12 protein-coding genes are annotated in these 15,066 nt (G+C 77.4%); 3 read left to right on the top strand and 9 right to left on the bottom strand.

The features are described 5' to 3' along the window. Positions 1-2: 2 nt before the first annotated feature. Positions 3-764: a MerR family transcriptional regulator gene (locus tag PGB27_RS23150; protein WP_274202781.1), complete on the top strand. Its 762-nt coding sequence runs from the start codon at positions 3-5 to the stop codon at positions 762-764. Here the strand turns inward: PGB27_RS23150 and PGB27_RS23155 are convergent. The 9 genes from PGB27_RS23155 to PGB27_RS23195 form a co-directional block, all read right to left on the bottom strand. Then, positions 752-1,417, bottom strand: a complete 666-nt coding sequence (locus PGB27_RS23155) for a histidine phosphatase family protein (RefSeq protein WP_408630109.1) — start codon at positions 1,415-1,417, stop codon at positions 752-754. The two genes, PGB27_RS23150 and PGB27_RS23155, sit on opposite strands and share 13 nt — an antisense overlap. Further along, on the bottom strand, positions 1,414-2,154 hold the full coding sequence (locus PGB27_RS23160) for a zinc ribbon domain-containing protein (RefSeq protein ID WP_274202782.1): 741 nt from the start codon (positions 2,152-2,154) through the stop codon (positions 1,414-1,416). The genes PGB27_RS23155 and PGB27_RS23160 overlap by 4 nt, the downstream gene beginning before the upstream one ends. Next, positions 2,151-3,059, bottom strand: coding sequence for a Nif3-like dinuclear metal center hexameric protein (locus PGB27_RS23165; protein WP_274202783.1), 909 nt, complete (start codon positions 3,057-3,059; stop codon positions 2,151-2,153). Before PGB27_RS23165 ends, PGB27_RS23160 begins: the two co-directional genes overlap by 4 nt. A gap of 492 nt (positions 3,060-3,551) precedes the next feature. Beyond that, complete coding sequence (locus PGB27_RS23170; RefSeq protein ID WP_274202784.1) at positions 3,552-5,120, bottom strand: TRAFAC clade GTPase domain-containing protein; 1,569 nt, start codon at positions 5,118-5,120, stop codon at positions 3,552-3,554. Between the two features lie 3 nt (positions 5,121-5,123). After that, positions 5,124-7,550: a GAP1-N2 domain-containing protein gene (locus tag PGB27_RS23175; RefSeq protein ID WP_274202785.1), complete on the bottom strand. Its 2,427-nt coding sequence runs from the start codon at positions 7,548-7,550 to the stop codon at positions 5,124-5,126. After that, positions 7,547-8,740, bottom strand: coding sequence for a zinc ribbon domain-containing protein (locus tag PGB27_RS23180; RefSeq protein ID WP_274202786.1), 1,194 nt, complete (start codon positions 8,738-8,740; stop codon positions 7,547-7,549). The genes PGB27_RS23175 and PGB27_RS23180 overlap by 4 nt, the downstream gene beginning before the upstream one ends. Continuing rightward, the gene (locus PGB27_RS23185; RefSeq protein WP_274202787.1) at positions 8,740-10,149 is read right to left on the bottom strand and encodes a fibronectin type III domain-containing protein; all 1,410 of its coding nucleotides are present in this window, start codon (positions 10,147-10,149) and stop codon (positions 8,740-8,742) included. The genes PGB27_RS23180 and PGB27_RS23185 overlap by 1 nt, the downstream gene beginning before the upstream one ends. Positions 10,150-11,340: 1,191 nt before the next feature. After that, the gene (locus tag PGB27_RS23190; RefSeq protein WP_274202788.1) at positions 11,341-12,987 is read right to left on the bottom strand and encodes an Hsp70 family protein; all 1,647 of its coding nucleotides are present in this window, start codon (positions 12,985-12,987) and stop codon (positions 11,341-11,343) included. Then, the gene (locus PGB27_RS23195) at positions 12,980-13,573 is read right to left on the bottom strand and encodes a nucleotide exchange factor GrpE (RefSeq protein ID WP_274202789.1); all 594 of its coding nucleotides are present in this window, start codon (positions 13,571-13,573) and stop codon (positions 12,980-12,982) included. The genes PGB27_RS23190 and PGB27_RS23195 overlap by 8 nt, the downstream gene beginning before the upstream one ends. A 191-nt stretch (positions 13,574-13,764) precedes the next feature. Between PGB27_RS23195 and PGB27_RS23200 the strand changes: the two genes are divergently transcribed. Both PGB27_RS23200 and PGB27_RS23205 read left to right on the top strand, forming a co-directional pair. After that, positions 13,765-14,226, top strand: a complete 462-nt coding sequence (locus PGB27_RS23200; protein WP_274202790.1) for a low molecular weight protein-tyrosine-phosphatase — start codon at positions 13,765-13,767, stop codon at positions 14,224-14,226. Then, positions 14,223-15,029: a fructosamine kinase family protein gene (locus tag PGB27_RS23205; protein WP_332843871.1), complete on the top strand. Its 807-nt coding sequence runs from the start codon at positions 14,223-14,225 to the stop codon at positions 15,027-15,029. The genes PGB27_RS23200 and PGB27_RS23205 overlap by 4 nt, the downstream gene beginning before the upstream one ends. Positions 15,030-15,066 lie beyond the last annotated feature (37 nt).

Here is a 15,066-nt window from a genome sequence, read left to right on the forward strand (position 1 = left end):
CCATGGGGTGGAGCACCCGCCAGCTCGCCGAGCTCTCGGGCACGACGCTGCGCGCCGTGCGGCACTACCACGAGGTGGGCCTGCTCGAGGAGCCCGCGCGGCGCGCCAACGGCTACAAGCAGTACGGGGTGGCGCACCTCGTGCGCGTGCTGCGGATCAAGCGGCTCACCGACCTCGGCTTCTCCCTGGCCCAGATCGCCGAGATGGGCGACACCGAGGAGCACCCCGAGCAGGCCCTGCGCGCCCTCGACGCCGAGCTCGCGGCGACGATCGAGCGGCTGCAGCGGGCGCGGCTCGAGCTCGCGACGATCCTGCAGCGCCACGCGCCCGCCGCCCTGCCGCCCGAGCTCGGCCCCCTCGCCGACGCCGACATGTCCGACGCCGACCGGTCCCTGGTCGTGGTGCTGAGCCGGGTGCTCGGGGCCGAGAGCCTGCAGGCCTACGCGGACATGATCCGGGAGACGCCGACCGACCCGACCTTCACGGAGTTCGACGACCTGCCCGCCGACGCCGACGAGGCCACGCGGCAGGACCTCGCCGAGCGCATGGCGCCGCCCGCCCACGCGGTGCGGACCGCCTACCCCGCCATGCGGGGCGTGGGGGACGCCACGCTCCCGCTGGGCCGGCGGCGCGCGCAGGAGACGGTCGGGGTGGCCCTGCGCGAGCTCTACAACGAGGCGCAGCTCGACGTCATGGTGCGGCTCGAGGCCGCGATCGCCGAGCAGTTCCCCGGGTCGGAGGGCACGCCCCCTCAGGCCAGGTAGGAGGTGTCGTTCACCAGGCGGACCGAGGCCCCGCCGTCGGGCCAGAACTCGACGACCGACAGGCACGCCAGGTCGAGGTGCAGGCGGTAGAGCATCTGCGGTCCCGCGTCGAGGGCCCGGCGCAGGATCAGCTTGATCGGCGTGACGTGGCTGACGACGACCACGGTCTCGCCGGGGTGGCGGCGCAGCAGGTCGTCGAGGGCGGCGTCCACGCGCCGGGACACCACGTCGAAGCTCTCGCCCCGCGGCGGGCTGACCGCGCTGTCGGAGAGCCAGGCCCGGTGGACCTCGGGGTCCTGGGCGGCGGCCTCCGAGAAGGTCAGGCCCTCCCAGGTGCCGAAGTCGGTCTCGGTGAGGCGCTCCTCGACGGTGATGCCGAGCCCGAGGACGCCCGCCACCGGCTCCGCGGTCTGCCGGGCCCGCAGGAGCGGCGAGCTGACCACCGTGCGGATGTGGCCGTCGGCGGCGACGTGCCGGGCGGCGAGCGCGGTCGCGGCGGCCGCGGCCTGCTCCAGGCCCTCGCGGGTGAGCTCGGGGTCGCCGCGGCCCGAGTAGCGCCGCTGGACCGACAGCGGGCTCTGCCCGTGGCGCAGCAGCAGCACCCGGGTCGGCGGGGTGCTCCCGCGGCCCGTCCACGACCCGGCGGTGCTCACGAGTTGGCCCCCTTGCCCGTCCGCACCACGATCGCCCCGCACTGCTCGCACCGCACGACGTCGTCCGGGGCGGCGGCGGTGATGTCGCGGAGCTCGCTGCGGTCCATCTCCAGGCGGCACGCCCCGCACCGGGCCCCGACGAGCTCGCCGGCCCCGGTCCCCGTCCGCGCGCGCAGCTGGTCGTAGAGCCCGACGAGGTCCGCGGGCAGCTCCGCGGCCAGCGCGGTGCGCTCGGCGCCGCGGCGCTCCTCGAGCACGTCGAGATCGCCGATGGCGCCGTCGCGCCGCTCGACGGCGTCGGCGAGCGCGGTCTCGGCGGCCTCGAGCCCCGCCTGCTCGTGGGCGAGGTCGGTCTCGGCGGCGTCGAGGCGTTCCATGACCTCGAGCTGCTCGTCCTCCAGCACCCCGCGACGACGGGCAAGGGTGTCGAGCTCGTGCGCCAGGTCGGTCATCTGCTTGGCCGACACGGTGCCCGAGTCCATGAGGCCGCGGTCGCGCTCCTCGCGGGTGCGGACCTGGGTGACCTCCTGCTCGAGCTTCGCGACCTCGCGGCCGAGGTCGCTCACCGAGGTCCGCGCGCGCACCACCGCGTCCCGGTGGCCCCGCACCGTCTTCTCGGCGTCCTCCACCGCGGTCTGCTCGGGCAGGGTGCTGCGCCGGTGCCGCGCCCGGGCGAGCTCGGCGTCGAGCGCCGCGAGGTCGAGGAGGCGGCGCTGGTCGGACGGGTCGGCCTTCACGAGATCATCGCTCCTGCTCCGGCGGGCTCGGGCCCGGTGTCGTCGGCGGCGGCGCCGCCGCGCTGGGGGTCGCTGGGGTGGCCGAGGCTCCAGGCGTCGGTGCGGGCGGTCGACACGGTGACCTCCAGCCCCGGCGCCGCCGCCCGCAGCACGTCCGCGGCCTGCGCGCACCACGGGTGCTCGGAGGCCCAGTGCGCGACGTCGACCAGGGCGGGTGCGTCCGGCTCGGCGAGGTGGTCGGTGGCGGGGTGGTGGCGCAGGTCCGCGGTGACGTAGACGTCGACCCCGGCCGCGCGGGCCAGGTGCAGCATCGAGTCGCCGGCGCCGCCCGAGACGGCGACGCGCTGCACCGTGCGCTGCGGGTCGCCGCCGGCACGCACGCCCCACGCGGTCGCCGGCAGCGCGTCGGCGACGCGGCGGGTGAACGCGGCGAGCGTCTCCGGCGCCGCGAGCGTCCCGATCCGCCCGATCCCGACCCCGCCCTCTCTCCCGGCCGCGTCGTCCTGCGGCGCGAGCGGGCGCTCGACGGTGACGCCGAGGGCGGCGGCGAGCGCGTCGGACACGCCCGGGGCCGCGGCGTCGGCGTTGGTGTGGGCGCTGAACAGGGCGACCCCGTGGCGGATGAGCCGGTGGATCGCCGAGCCCTTCGGCGCCGTCGTCGCCACGGCGTGCACGCCGCGCAGCAGCAGCGGGTGGTGGGTGACGAGCAGGTCGACGCCGGCCGCGATCGCCTCGTCGATCACCGCGGGCAGCGGGTCGACGGCCACGAGCACCCGGCCCACCGGCGCCGCCGGGTCGCCGACCGTGAGCCCCACCGCGTCCCAGTCCTGCGCCAGCGCCGGCGGGTAGGCGGCCTCGAGCGCGGCGACGGCGTCGGCGACGGTGATCGCGGCGGCGGGGTGCATAGGCGCCCATTCTGCCCACCGCCGTGGTGACGTACCGGTGCGGGCGGACGCCGGCGTGGGGGCGGTCCCCCGGACACGGCGCGCCACCGGACTTACACGCGCGGCGGCACCCACCAGGTGGAGCCGCGCATCGTGGAGGTCGCCGTGCGCTCGTCGGAGCCCCGGATCGAGCGCATCACGATCGTCCTGGGGCACGGCCAGACGGTCGCCGACGTCGTCGCGGTCAGGGAGCAGATCGCCGCGGCCTTCGACGTGCCCCGCTTCGGCCTGACGGAGCTGCCCGGCCGGCGGCTCGAGATCGCGCTGCGGCCGGTGCTCCCGCAGGAGAGCCCGGTCGTCGAGGGGGTGCCGTCGTCCGACGACGGAACCGCCTCAGCGGTCGGGGCCTCCGCACGGCGACTCAGAGCAGCAGGACGACGGCGATCGCGAGGACGACCAGGACCACGACGACGATCACCCAGCGGAACGCGCGCACGTGCGGCGGCGGTTCGATCACGAGGCGGGCTCCTCGGCGGGCGCGGCGACGGCGGTCGGCGGCGGGAGCGGCAGGCGCCCCCGCTCGGCGAGCCAGCGCAGGGGCGCCAGGGCGGTGTGGCGGTCGCCCGGGTCCCAGCCCGTGCGTGACGAGACGAGGAAGTACCCGACCTCGCCGAAGTCCCGCTCGGCCTCGCTGACCAGGTGGTCCTGGCGCTGGCGGCGCAGCCAGTCGCGGACCGCGTGCCGCTCGGGACACAGGTCCCGGGCGATCGGCTCGTCGACGAGGAGGTCGGCCTTGACCACGACGACGGCGAGGTCCGTGCGGTCGAGGCGGACGCCGGAGTCCTGCAGCCGCAGGACGGTGGCGCGGTAGGCCGTCTCGGGCGGGTCGACCGCCGGCGCGGCCGCCGCCGTGTCCTCCGGTCCGCGCAGGACCTCGGCGGCGACCTCCGGGATCGAGAACGGGTCGACGACGAGCATCATGCGCCCGGCCTCGTCGAGGAACCGCAGCTCCTCGGTGCCCGCGCGCGTCGCGAAGAGCTCGCCCGCCGCGTCGAACGTGTGCAGCAGCGCCCGCCGCCGGCGCACCGCGACCGTGCAGACCAGACCCACCGGCGCCGCGCCCGCCTCGGTCTTGGCGACCCGCCCGGCGCGCACCTGCTCGACGCCGGCCCGGAACCGGGCGGCGTCCGCATCGCGCCGGGCCTCGAGCGTCCCGCCGCCGGCCTCGACCTGGCGGCGCAGCGCCTCGAGCCCGGCGTAGATCAAGCTCGTCTTGCCCGCCGAGGCCGGACCGAAGACCGGCACGCTGACGTCGGTCCACGCCCCGGAGCCGCGTTCGAGGACCTGGTCGCACTGCGGGCACTGCGGGTCGTGGTCGCGTCCGGCGCGCGTGACCGTCGTCGGCATCGTCCGCCCGCAGCGGCAGCGGTGGCGGGTGACGCCGAGCAGGCCCGGGCGGACGTCGCGGTGCACGAGCCCGCAGGTGCAGGCGTAGCTGGGCAGCGAGGTCCTCCAGAAGCAGGACGGGCAGCGCGCCGACGCCCGGGCGCGGCGGTGCAGCAGGGACTCGACGAGCCGGACCGCGCCGCCGACCCCGGCCCAGGCCAGGCCCGCGAGCAGGAGCACGACGCCGGCCACGGCGGTCGCGGCGAGCCCGGTGAGGACGGCGGCGGCGGACTCGACGACCAGCAGCAGCCCGCCGACGTACCACCACGACCGGCCGGGCCCGTCGAACGGCTTGTGGTCGGCGGCCCACTCCCACACCTCGCCGAGCCCCGTCCACACGGCCTGCAGCATCGCCGCGAGGTCCACCCGCGCCTGCGCGGCGAGGTAGTGCGGCCAGACCTGGTCGCGCCCGTGGCCGGGACCGGCGGCGGGGAACCGCGCGGCGACCTGCTCCGGCGTGACCAGCTCGGTCTCGGGGTCGAACGGCGCCCGGAGGGCCACGACCAGGGCCGCGAGCCCGCCGGGCACGGTGGCGACGAGCGCGGCCCCGACGAGGAACCCCGGGCCGAGGAAGAAGGCACCGACGCCCAGCACGACGGCGACGAGGAGGAACGGGCCCAGGTCCGCGGGTCGCACGGGTCAGCCCTTCCGGAGCTTGCCGAGGAGGTTCTTCGCGGTCCGTGCCCGCGACGGACGCCACTTGCGCCACAGGTCCAGCTCGCCCTCGTCGTCGGCGAGCAGGGCGGCCACGTCGTCCCGGCCCCGCTCCCCCAGCGCGTCACGCGCCGTCGCGAGCCGATCCTGGTGCTGCGCGCCGATCCGCGGGCGGTCGGTCCGCTCCTTGAGCGCGAAGGCGAACAGCACCGCGGTGCTCCGGACGTCGGGCGCGTGCTGCCCGGTGCCGGCCGCCCAGTGGTGCAGCTGGTCGAGCACCGCGGTCCGCAGCGCCGACGGCCTCGTGGCGGCGAGGACGCGCCCGGACACGGACGGGTCGGCCCCGCGCAGCGCGCGCACGAGCCGCGCCTGGTCCTCCCGGCTCGGGCGGGTGGCCGTCGTCAGCAGCCGCCCGAGCTCGCGCGCCTCCTCCAGCCGCGGGGCCCGCCCGAGGCGCTCGACCACCGCGACCACGGCCGGGTCGACCGGCGGCCAGTCGTCGAACCCCAGCTCCCGGGGCGGCAGCCCGGCGGCCTCGAGCACGGCGAGCGCCGCGGCCGTGTCCTGGTCGACGGCCGGGGCGCGTGTCAGCGAGTGGTAGGCGACGACGGCGAGGGGCCGGTCGCGGGCGGCCGGCGGGGTGGCCTCGAGGAACCGGGCCACCGCGGCGTTGTCGACCGGGCGGGTACCCAGCACCTTCTCCCACGTGCTCACCCACGGGCCGCGCGGACCGGGCAGCACCGCGGCGGCGACGCCCCGCAGCGCGGCCGCCCGGGCCTCGGGGCCGTCGCGGAACGCGGCCCGGGCGACCTCGGTGTCGAGCCGCCCGACCCGCTGCGGACCCGTCGGGCCGAGGACGGGGATCCGGTCGGCCAGCGGCGCGGGGTGGCGCCACCAGCGTCGCGCGACGTCGGCGACGGTCCGCTCCCGGCGGTCGCGGTCGCCGAGGCGGCGCTCGAGCTCCTGGTACAGCCCTGTCACGACGGCCGGGCCGACGTCCCAGCCCGGGGGGTCGACGTCGGCGTCGGGGTGATCGGCCCACCACGCCACGAAGCGCCGGACCAGCACGTCGGGCACCCGCAGGCCGTGGCGGTGGGCGAGCGTCAGCGCCGCAGCCGGGTCGACGGTGCGCGCGACGTGGTCGAGGGCCTCGTCGCGGTCGGGTGCGGGGAGCGGGCGCAGCCTGCTGTCGGGGACGCCCTGGTGGGCACGCTCCACCTCGCGGTCGAACAGGCGGGCGCGGGTGGTCGTCGCCAGGCGGTCCCACCCCAGCTCAGCGGCCCCCGGGTGCCCGGCGCGCTCCGCGACCACGTCGTCGAGGTCGACCAGCGCGGCGTGGTCGTCGGTCCCCGCGACGAGGGCCTCGACCGCCGTCGCCCCGAGCAGCTCGGCCGCGCGGGACCCGGCGCCGCGCAGCCACCGCGCCGTCCGCGGCGCCGCCGCGGCCCCGTCGGCGAGCGGCAGCCCGACGGCCAGGGCGGCCGCCTCCCGCTCCGCCTCGCCGGGCACGCCGTCGTCACGGCCCGCGCGCGCGAGCTGGCCCGCGAGCTCGACGGCGTCGACGACGTCGAGCGGGTCGTCGGCGCCCAGGAAGAGCGGCACCCAGAACCGCGCCTCCGGCGAGGGCGCGAGGTCGGGGACCTCGCCGGCGGGCAGGTCGAACACCGCGTAGCGGCCCTGGCGGCGGACCTCCTCGGCCCAGTCGGGGTGCGCGGCGACGACGTCGTGGGGGCTCCGGGACGGGTCGGTCGCGAAGATCTTGAAGCTGACGGCGAGGGCCCGCGCCCGGTCGAGGAGCAGGGTGGCGGCAGCGAGCCAGCACGCCGCCTCCTCGCCGCGGTCGGTGACGAGCAGGACCCGCCGGCGCTCGGGGTCGCGCGGCGCGCCGAGGGCCGTGACGAGGGCGAGCAGCCGCGCGCGGCCGTCGGGGCTCGCGGCGACGCGCTCGCGGACCGTCTCGGTGTCCCACGGCCCGGTCTCGGGCGCGGCGGGCACGGGCGGCGACGCCGTCGTGGGCGCCGGCGCGCCGACCCACCAGGGCGCGCCCCAGAGCTGCGCCGGCCGGGCGAGCCCGTAGGAGCTCTCGTCCTCGGTGACCAGGGCGTGGGTGAACTGGTTGCCGTCGCGGTAGCCGTTGGCCTCCTGCCCCAGGTAGCGCCCCGCCGCGGTGACGAACACGCCGTCGCGGAGGTGCGCGAGCGAGCGCGGGTAGGCCTCGACCGGGCGCCGCTCGCGCATCCAGGACGTCGGCACCTCGTAGAGCGCCGTGCGCGCGACGAGCCGCTGCTCGGCCTCCCCCACCCCCGGCGAGCGGGCCTGGAACTGGAACCCCGCCCCGCCGCCCAGGCCCTGCCCGGGGCGGCAGTCGGTGTAGTAGAGGGTCCGGAACGGTGCCGGCCCACCCTCGGTCACGCCACGCTCCGGTCGATGACGCCGAGGCGGTGCAGCAGCCACAGCAGGGGCTCCTCGACGCGGAAGGGCCGCACGCCCCGCGCGTGGACCTTCTTGCCCTCGTAGTTCGGCGGCTCCCCCAGCGCCGAGACCGCGAAGTAGCGGAAGTCCCGGTAGCTGTGCCGCAGGAGGGCGTCGATGTCGTCGGCGCCGTAGCTCGCCAGCAGCGAGCCGACGTACTCGTGGATCGCGCGCCCGGTCTCCTCGTCGTACCCCGGCCCCTCCCGCCCGGGGTGGAACAGCGGGCCCGACGCGTCCAGCTCCGGGAAGAGCGCGTCGATCTTCGCGAAGGCCACGGCGATCGGCGTCGTGACCCGCCCACGCCGGTCGGTCGCCGAGTTGACGGCCAGGAGCTCGGTGACGCGCGTCAGCACGTCGAGCGGACCGTCGGCGCCGGTGACGGCCGCGTCGGGGACGTCGAGGTGGTCGCGGACGCCGGGCAGCTGCCAGGGGTCGAGGAGGACGATCATGCCGGCGGCCGAGCCGAGGTAGGCCTGGGTGTGCACCGTCGCCTGGCTGGTCAGGTCCTCGCCCGCGGTGTCGTAGAACGACAGCAGCGTGGACTGCAGCCGCTCCCGCCCGAACGAGCGCCGCGGCTGGCGCCACTCCAGCACCAGCGGTTCCTTGCGCCCGCCGTCCGCGGCGCGGGTGCTCTCGAACAGCTGGCGGTGGTCGAACAGCGCGTTCTCGTAGCGCTCGAGGTAGGCCTTCGTGCTCGTCTCGCCGGTCTGGCGGTCGCCGACGAGGCGGATGTCCGCGTCGAAGCGGCGCCGGACCTCCGTGCGCAGCTGCTGGTTGAGCACCGTGAGGTAGACGGTCTTGCCCGCGCCCTTGCCGCCGACCAGACCGACCATCGGGCTGCGGCTGCCGACGAACGCCCGGGGCAGCGGGGTGTGGCAGACCGGGCAGGCCCGCACCCTGGTCGTGCCGGAGCAGCGCGGGCACTCGGCCTCGTCGCGGCGCCGGGCCCACCGGGACTCCGGCAGGAACGTCGGCAGGACCTCGTCGACGAAGCCGGTGCGCCGCTCCCGCTCGGGGTCCTTCGCGCGGCGGCAGCCGTCGACGCCCGGCGCCCCGATGCCGCGGCACTGGAAGGCGAGCGCCGAGCTGTCGATCCCGTGGTAGCAGTACGGGCAGGGGACGGTCGCCATCACGGCACCTTCAGCGTGGCGACCGACGGATCAACGAGCACGACGCCGTCGCGGCCGGAGAAGCAGCGCAGCCAGAACGGGCGGCGCAGGCGCGGCAGGGGCGCGGTGAACACCGCCGGCTCGGGCGCGGAGAGCTCCACGGTGTGGCGCGCCAGCTCGATCCCGGCGCTCGGCGAGAGGGGCATGGTGCGCCCCTCGGTGGCGACGAGCACGACCTCGACGGACCCGCTGCCCTGCGCCGACGGCACCGAGACGACGCACTGGCGGGTGCCGCGCCACCGCGAGCCCGCCAGCGCCAGGGTGTAGCGGACGCGCCGGGCCGGCGCGGCGACCTCGGTGGTCACCGGCGTCGACAGGCTCCGGTCGGGCCCGCTGCCGACGACCCCGCGCACCTCGACCGTGCCCGCGACCCCGGCGGGCAGGGTGACGCCGCCGCGGTCGCGGTAGCGGGCCCGCGTGACGCGCTCCTCCCCGCCGGGCCAGCGGACCTCGGCGACCGCGACGTCCGCCGGCCACACCCACGACAGCACGACCGACTCCCCGCCCGGCTGGGCGCGCAGCTGCGAGGGCGCGGGCACGAGGTCGGACACGACGGCCGCGCCGCGCACCCGCCCCGCCGGCGCGCGGGTGAACGCCGCGACGTGCACGCGCCCGGCGGGCACCGTCGCCAGCAGGCCGTCCCACCCGTCCCGGTGCCGCGGCACGCCCTCGACCACCGGGCCCCAGGCCTCGACCTCCGCCGCGGTCAGCAGGTCCCCGACCTGGCCGGGCGGTGCGGTCCGGGCGACACGGATCTCCACGTCCGCGCCGCGCGGGGTCCGCCAGCCCACACGCAGGCGGACGTCGCCGCCGTCCTGCTCCGGGGCCGCGTGCAACGCCTCGACCGGTGCGGAGTCCGCCCGGATCCCACCGCGCACGACGACCGCGTCGGACACGAGCTCCCGGTCGCCGGCGACGTAGCGCACGACGACCTCGTAGTGGTACTCGACGCCCTCGACCGCGGTGTCGTCGGTGAACCCGCGGGTGGTCGCGGGGATCTCGGTGCCGCTGCCCGTGGCCGGGCCCTCGAAGCGCCGGACCCGCACGCCCACGACGTCGGGGTGCGCCCGCCAGCGCCCCACCACGGCGCCGTGGTCGCCGACGACCTCGAGGTCGGTCACGGGCGGCACCACGGTCAGGCTCGTGGTCACGGCGTCCGACCAGGCGGTCCCCTCGGCGCGTCCCGCCAGCACCGCGTAGTGCACGGTCCGCCCGACGGGTGGCGACGCGTCGGCGGCCGCGTGCGTGCCGGACCCCGAGGCGACGACGGTGCCGTCCTCGGCGTCGCCGGGGGCGCGGTCGGTGCGGCGCAGGACCCGGTGGACGACGTCCGCGCCGTGGCTCGGGGGCGCGGTCCAGGACACGCGCACCCCGGTGCCGTCGGGTGCCGCGTCGACCCGGGTGACCGGAGCCGGGGGCACCCGGGCGAGCTCGGCGGCGAGGTCCTCCCGGTCGGCCGCGATGCCCAGGGCGGCCGCCAGCCGCTGCTCGGCGAGCTCGGGACGGCCGGTGCGCAGGGCCTCGGCGGCCTCCGCGCGCAGGGCGTCGACCTCGGCCGCGCGGGCCTCGAGCAGGCGCCGGACCTCGCCCGCGTCGTCGCCCTCCAGGCCCGTGAGCAGGCGCCGGCGGGGTCGGTGGGCGGGGCGGTGGTCTCGGCGAGCACGTGGACGACGAGCCGGCGGGCCTCGTCGGGGTCGAGGCCCGCGGACTCGAGCCGGCGCACGAGCCCCGACGGCACGGCCCCGGCGGCCTTCTGCGCGCGGACCGGTGCGAGGAGCAGCACCAGGGACAGGACCCGCAGGTCGACGCCCTGGCGCGCCGCCGTGCGCAGGCGCCCGAGCACCTGCTTGGTCGGCCCGCTCGCCGCGGTGTCGGCGCCGCGCGACACGGCCTCGCTCCGCGCGTCGACCGCCGCGGCGTCGAGCCCGCCGCGCACCGGGGGCGTGGCGGAGAAACGGTCGAGCAGGGTGAAGCGGGTGTGCCCGGGGTGGAGCAGCGCGGGCACGGACGCGACGCCGGCGGCGGCGAGCCCGTCGGTGATCGCACGTGCGACGTCCGGCGGCACCCCGGGCTCGCGGGGCAGCTCGCGGGCGGGGACCACGGTGAGGCCGGCGGTGACGGCGGCCTGCGTCGCCTGGTCGCCGACGACGTCGGGGTGGGCGGCCGCGGCGGCCGCGAGCTGCTCCTCGGTGAGCCGGCCGAGATCCCCGTAGAAGCCCCGCAGCTCGCCGGCCAGGCCCTCGACCGCGCGCCGGCGGGTCTGCTGCCCGCCCCGGGCCCGGCGGCGCCAGAAGGCGGGGTCGGCGAGGTCGTGCTCGCGGCGCAGCTCGGCGTCGGCGCGCAGGAACGCCTGGCACACCTGGCCGACGTAGCTCGGGCGGCTCGCCTTCTGCGTCCAGTACGCGCGGACCTCCCGCAGCCGGCGCTCGAGGTCCGGGCGCGCCATCCCGGGGTCGACGGCGTACCGGGTCGGCAGGTCGTCGGGGAGCTGCGCGGTCCGCCCGCGCAGGGGCCGGACCACCTCCTCCTCGTAGCGCGCCTGGTCGAGGGCCATCCGTGCGTCAGCCCGTCACCGTGAGACCGTCGACGACCCGGGTCGCGCGCGCGACCTCGTCGGCCGACAGCGCCCCGATCGTCACCGCGATCTCGAGGCTGCGGCCCGACGAGCGGTGGGTGGCGCGGACCTCGAGCAGGCCCTGCTCGTCGATGCGCAGGACGATGTCCACGGGCGCTCCGGCCGGGCCCGGGGGGATGCCCTCGATGTGCCCCGTCCCGTCGGTGACCGGGATGTTGTCGTCGAGCTCCTCGCTGGGCACCGTCCCGGCCTGCTCGTAGAGCGCGATCTCGACGCCGGTCTGCCCGTCGCGGAGGGTGAACGCCTCGAGGGTCCGGTCGCCGGTGGGCAGGGCGTCGTTGGCGGCGACGAGGTGGTGGACGTAGCTGCGGTCGTTGCGGTCCGGGTCGACCAGCCGGACCCCGAACGCCTTCGACAGCACGTTGCGGGTGGACTTGGCCGAGAGCCGGGCGAGGTCGGCCTCCGCGAGCCCGGTGGCCGCGGCGATGTCGGCGAGGGCGGCGCGGGCGCGCTCGTCGCCGATCGCGGCCGACGGCGCGTCCTCCCGGGCGCGGGCGGTCTCCTGGACCACGCGCCGCGAGAGCGCCCAGACGGCGGCGCCCTTGGCCACCGCGAGGTCGGGCTCGAACAGCCGCGGCGACCAGCCGAACTCGGCCTCCAGGCGCGCCGCCACCGCGGGCATGCGCGTCGAGCCGCCGACGAGCAGGACCTCGTCGACCGTCGTCCCCGGGCTCTTCTCGGCGAGCGTGTCGAGGGTGCGGCGGACGATCGCGACGGTGGTGTCGAGCAGGTCCTCGGTCATCGCCTCGAACTCGGCGCGGGTGACCTCGAAGCGCGCCGCCGCCCCCGCGAGCTTGAGGTTGACCGCGCGCGCCTCCTGCTTCGAGAGCGCCTTCTTGACCGTCTCGGCGAGCAGGGCGACCTCCTGGAGCAGGTCGTCGCTCTCGCGCGGGTCCTCCGCCGGCGAGGCCTGCTCCACGAAGCGGGTCATGATGTGGTCGGCGAGCCGGGCGTCCCAGTCGGCGCCGCCGAGGTGCTTGTCGCCGTCGGTGCAGAGAACGTCGACCGCGTTGTCCCCGATCTGGATCACCGAGGTGTCGAACGTGCCGCCGCCGAGGTCGTAGACCAGCACCGTGCGCCCGATGCCGCCCTGCCCCGACTCGTAGTGCACCGCCGCCGCGACCGGCTCGGGCACGATCCCGAGCACCTCCAGCCCGGCGATCTCCCCCGCCTTGCGCGTGGCGTCGCGCTCCCGCATCCCGAAGTAGGCGGGCACGGTGATGACGACGTCGCGGACCTCGTCGTCGACGTCCGCCCCGGCCGCCAGGTGCTTGAGGATCAGTGCCGACAGCGACTCCGGCGTGTGCTCCTGCCCGTGGAACGCGTAGACCGCCGGGGTGCCCATCTGCCGTTTGACGAGGCTGACCACGTGGTCGGGCTCGATGACGGCGACGGCCTTGGCCTGGGTGCCGACGACGACGTTGGTCGGGCTCTCGAGGTGGACGACCGACGGCGTCGTCTCCTCCCCCTCGCCGTTGCGGGCGATCACCGCCCGGCCGGTCTCGTCGACGTACCCGACGGCCGAGTAGGTCGTGCCCAGGTCGATCCCGTAGACCCGGCGGCGGTCAGGCATGGTGCGCCTCCTCGGGATGTCCGGTCTCCTCGTCCTGATCCGCGGGCGTGTGCCGCCCGACGACCACCGCGGCGGGCGCGAGCACGCGCCCGCCGTCGCGCTCGAGCCAGCCCTCGGCGGTCACCTCGAGCACCCGGCCGTGCTGGTCGGGCCCGCACGCGACGGCCCGGCGGACGCGCTGGGCGGCGGGGTCGAAGACGTCGCCGACGGCGACCGCGACCGGCTCGCAGCCGCAGCCCTCGAGCAGCGTGGCGACGGTGTCGGCGTAGTGGACGGCGGTGTCGGTGTCCTCCGCCAGCAGCTCGCTGCGCAGCTTCGCCAGGCCGACGACCAGGGGCCGCAGGTGACGTCCGCGGCGCTCGTCGCGCAGGGCGTCCAGCTCGTCGCGCTGGTGGGCGATGACCTGCTCGCGCGCCTCGGCGCGGGCCTGCTCGGCCTGGAGCCGGCGGTCGAGGTCGGCGAGCTGGGTGCGCAGGGCGGCCGTCTCGTCGAGCACGCGCTGCAGCAGGGCGTCGGGGCCGGGTGCCGGTGCCGGCTCCGTCCCGACGGTCCCGTCCGCCCCGGCCGTCGCGTGCTCGTGCCCCACGGTGCCCCCGCTCCCCCGGATCGCGGCCGTCGCCGGCCGCCCGCCCGCCCCCGGACGGCAGGTGGCAATCTATGACTCGCTGTAGCAGAAGTGCGGGAAGATACCTCGAACGGTCCAACAATCGCCGGCTTCTGCTCACCGTTGCGTCACCATCGGGAGGGTTCACCGCGCACCATCGGGGAGCCGGGATCATGGCGGGCGTGCACGTCGTCTTCGTCTGTTCGGGCAACATCTGCCGCTCGCCGGTCGCCGAGAGCGTCTTCCGCGCGCGCCTGGCCGAGGCCGGTCTCGCCGACGCGGTGACCGTCTCCAGCGCGGGGATCGGGGCGTGGCACGCCGGCGAGCCCATGGACCGGCGCGCGGCCGCGACACTGCGCGACCGGGGCTACGAGACCCGGCACACCGCGCGGCAGGTCGACGACGAGCAGCTCGGCGCCGACCTGCTCGTCGCGGCCACGGCCGACCACGTCCGCGACCTCGTCGCCGCCGGCGCCGACCCCGAGCGCGTCGTGCTGCTGCGCGCCTTCGACCCGGAGGCCCCCGAGGGCGCCGAGGTGCCCGATCCGTACTACGGCGGTCCCGACGGGTTCGACGAGGTCATCGGCATGATCGAGGCGGCGGTGCCCGGGCTGGTGGAGCGGGTGCGGCGGTGACGTCGGTGGAGGCCCTGCTCGCCGGCGGTGCCGGCGGGGCCGTGCGGATGGCGACGCTGGACGACGGAACCGAGGTCGTCGTCAAGTCCGGCGAGCCGTCGGCGATCGCGGCGGAGGCGGCCGGGCTGCGCTGGCTCGCGGAACCCGGGGCCGTCGGGGTGCCGGAGGTCCTCGGGACCGCCGAGGGCCGCATGGTCTCGACGCGCGTGCCGTCGGGATCCCCGGACGCCGGGGCCGCGGAGCGCTTCGGTCGCGGCCTCGCCGCCCTGCACGCCGCGGGCGCGCCGGCGTTCGGGTCGCCGCCGCCGGGCGGGCCGGTGGACGCGTGGATCGGCGGGGCGCGCATGGAGAACGTGACCGACGAGGACTGGCCGTCCTGGTACGCCGAGCACCGCGTCCTGCCCCACGCGCGGCGGGCCCTCGGCGGCGACGACCTCGGGCTCGTCGAGCGCGCCTGCGAGCGCTTCGCCGACGTCGCCGGACCGCCCGAGCCGCCGGCGCGCCTCCACGGCGACCTGTGGACGGGCAACGTGCTGTGGTCGGGCGGGCAGGGCTGGGTGATCGACCCGGCCGCGCACGGCGGGCACCGCGAGACCGACCTGGCCATGCTCGCCCTCTTCGGCGCCCCGCAGCTCGAGACGATCCTCGCCGCCTACGACGAGGCCGCGCCCCTCGCCGAGGGCTGGCGCGACCGCGTGGGCCTGCACCAGCTCTGGCCGCTGCTCGTGCACGCCGAGCTGTTCGGGGGCGGGTACGGGCGGCAGGCCCTCGCGGTGTGCGAACGCCTGGCGAGGAGGGCGTAGGGCCGAGGCCCATCCGGGCGCGGGGCCCGAGCCGACC

Origin of the sequence: Actinomycetospora lemnae (genome assembly GCF_028737315.1) — a bacterium.
In the GTDB taxonomy this organism is placed as follows: Bacteria; Actinomycetota; Actinomycetes; order Mycobacteriales; family Pseudonocardiaceae; genus Actinomycetospora; species Actinomycetospora lemnae.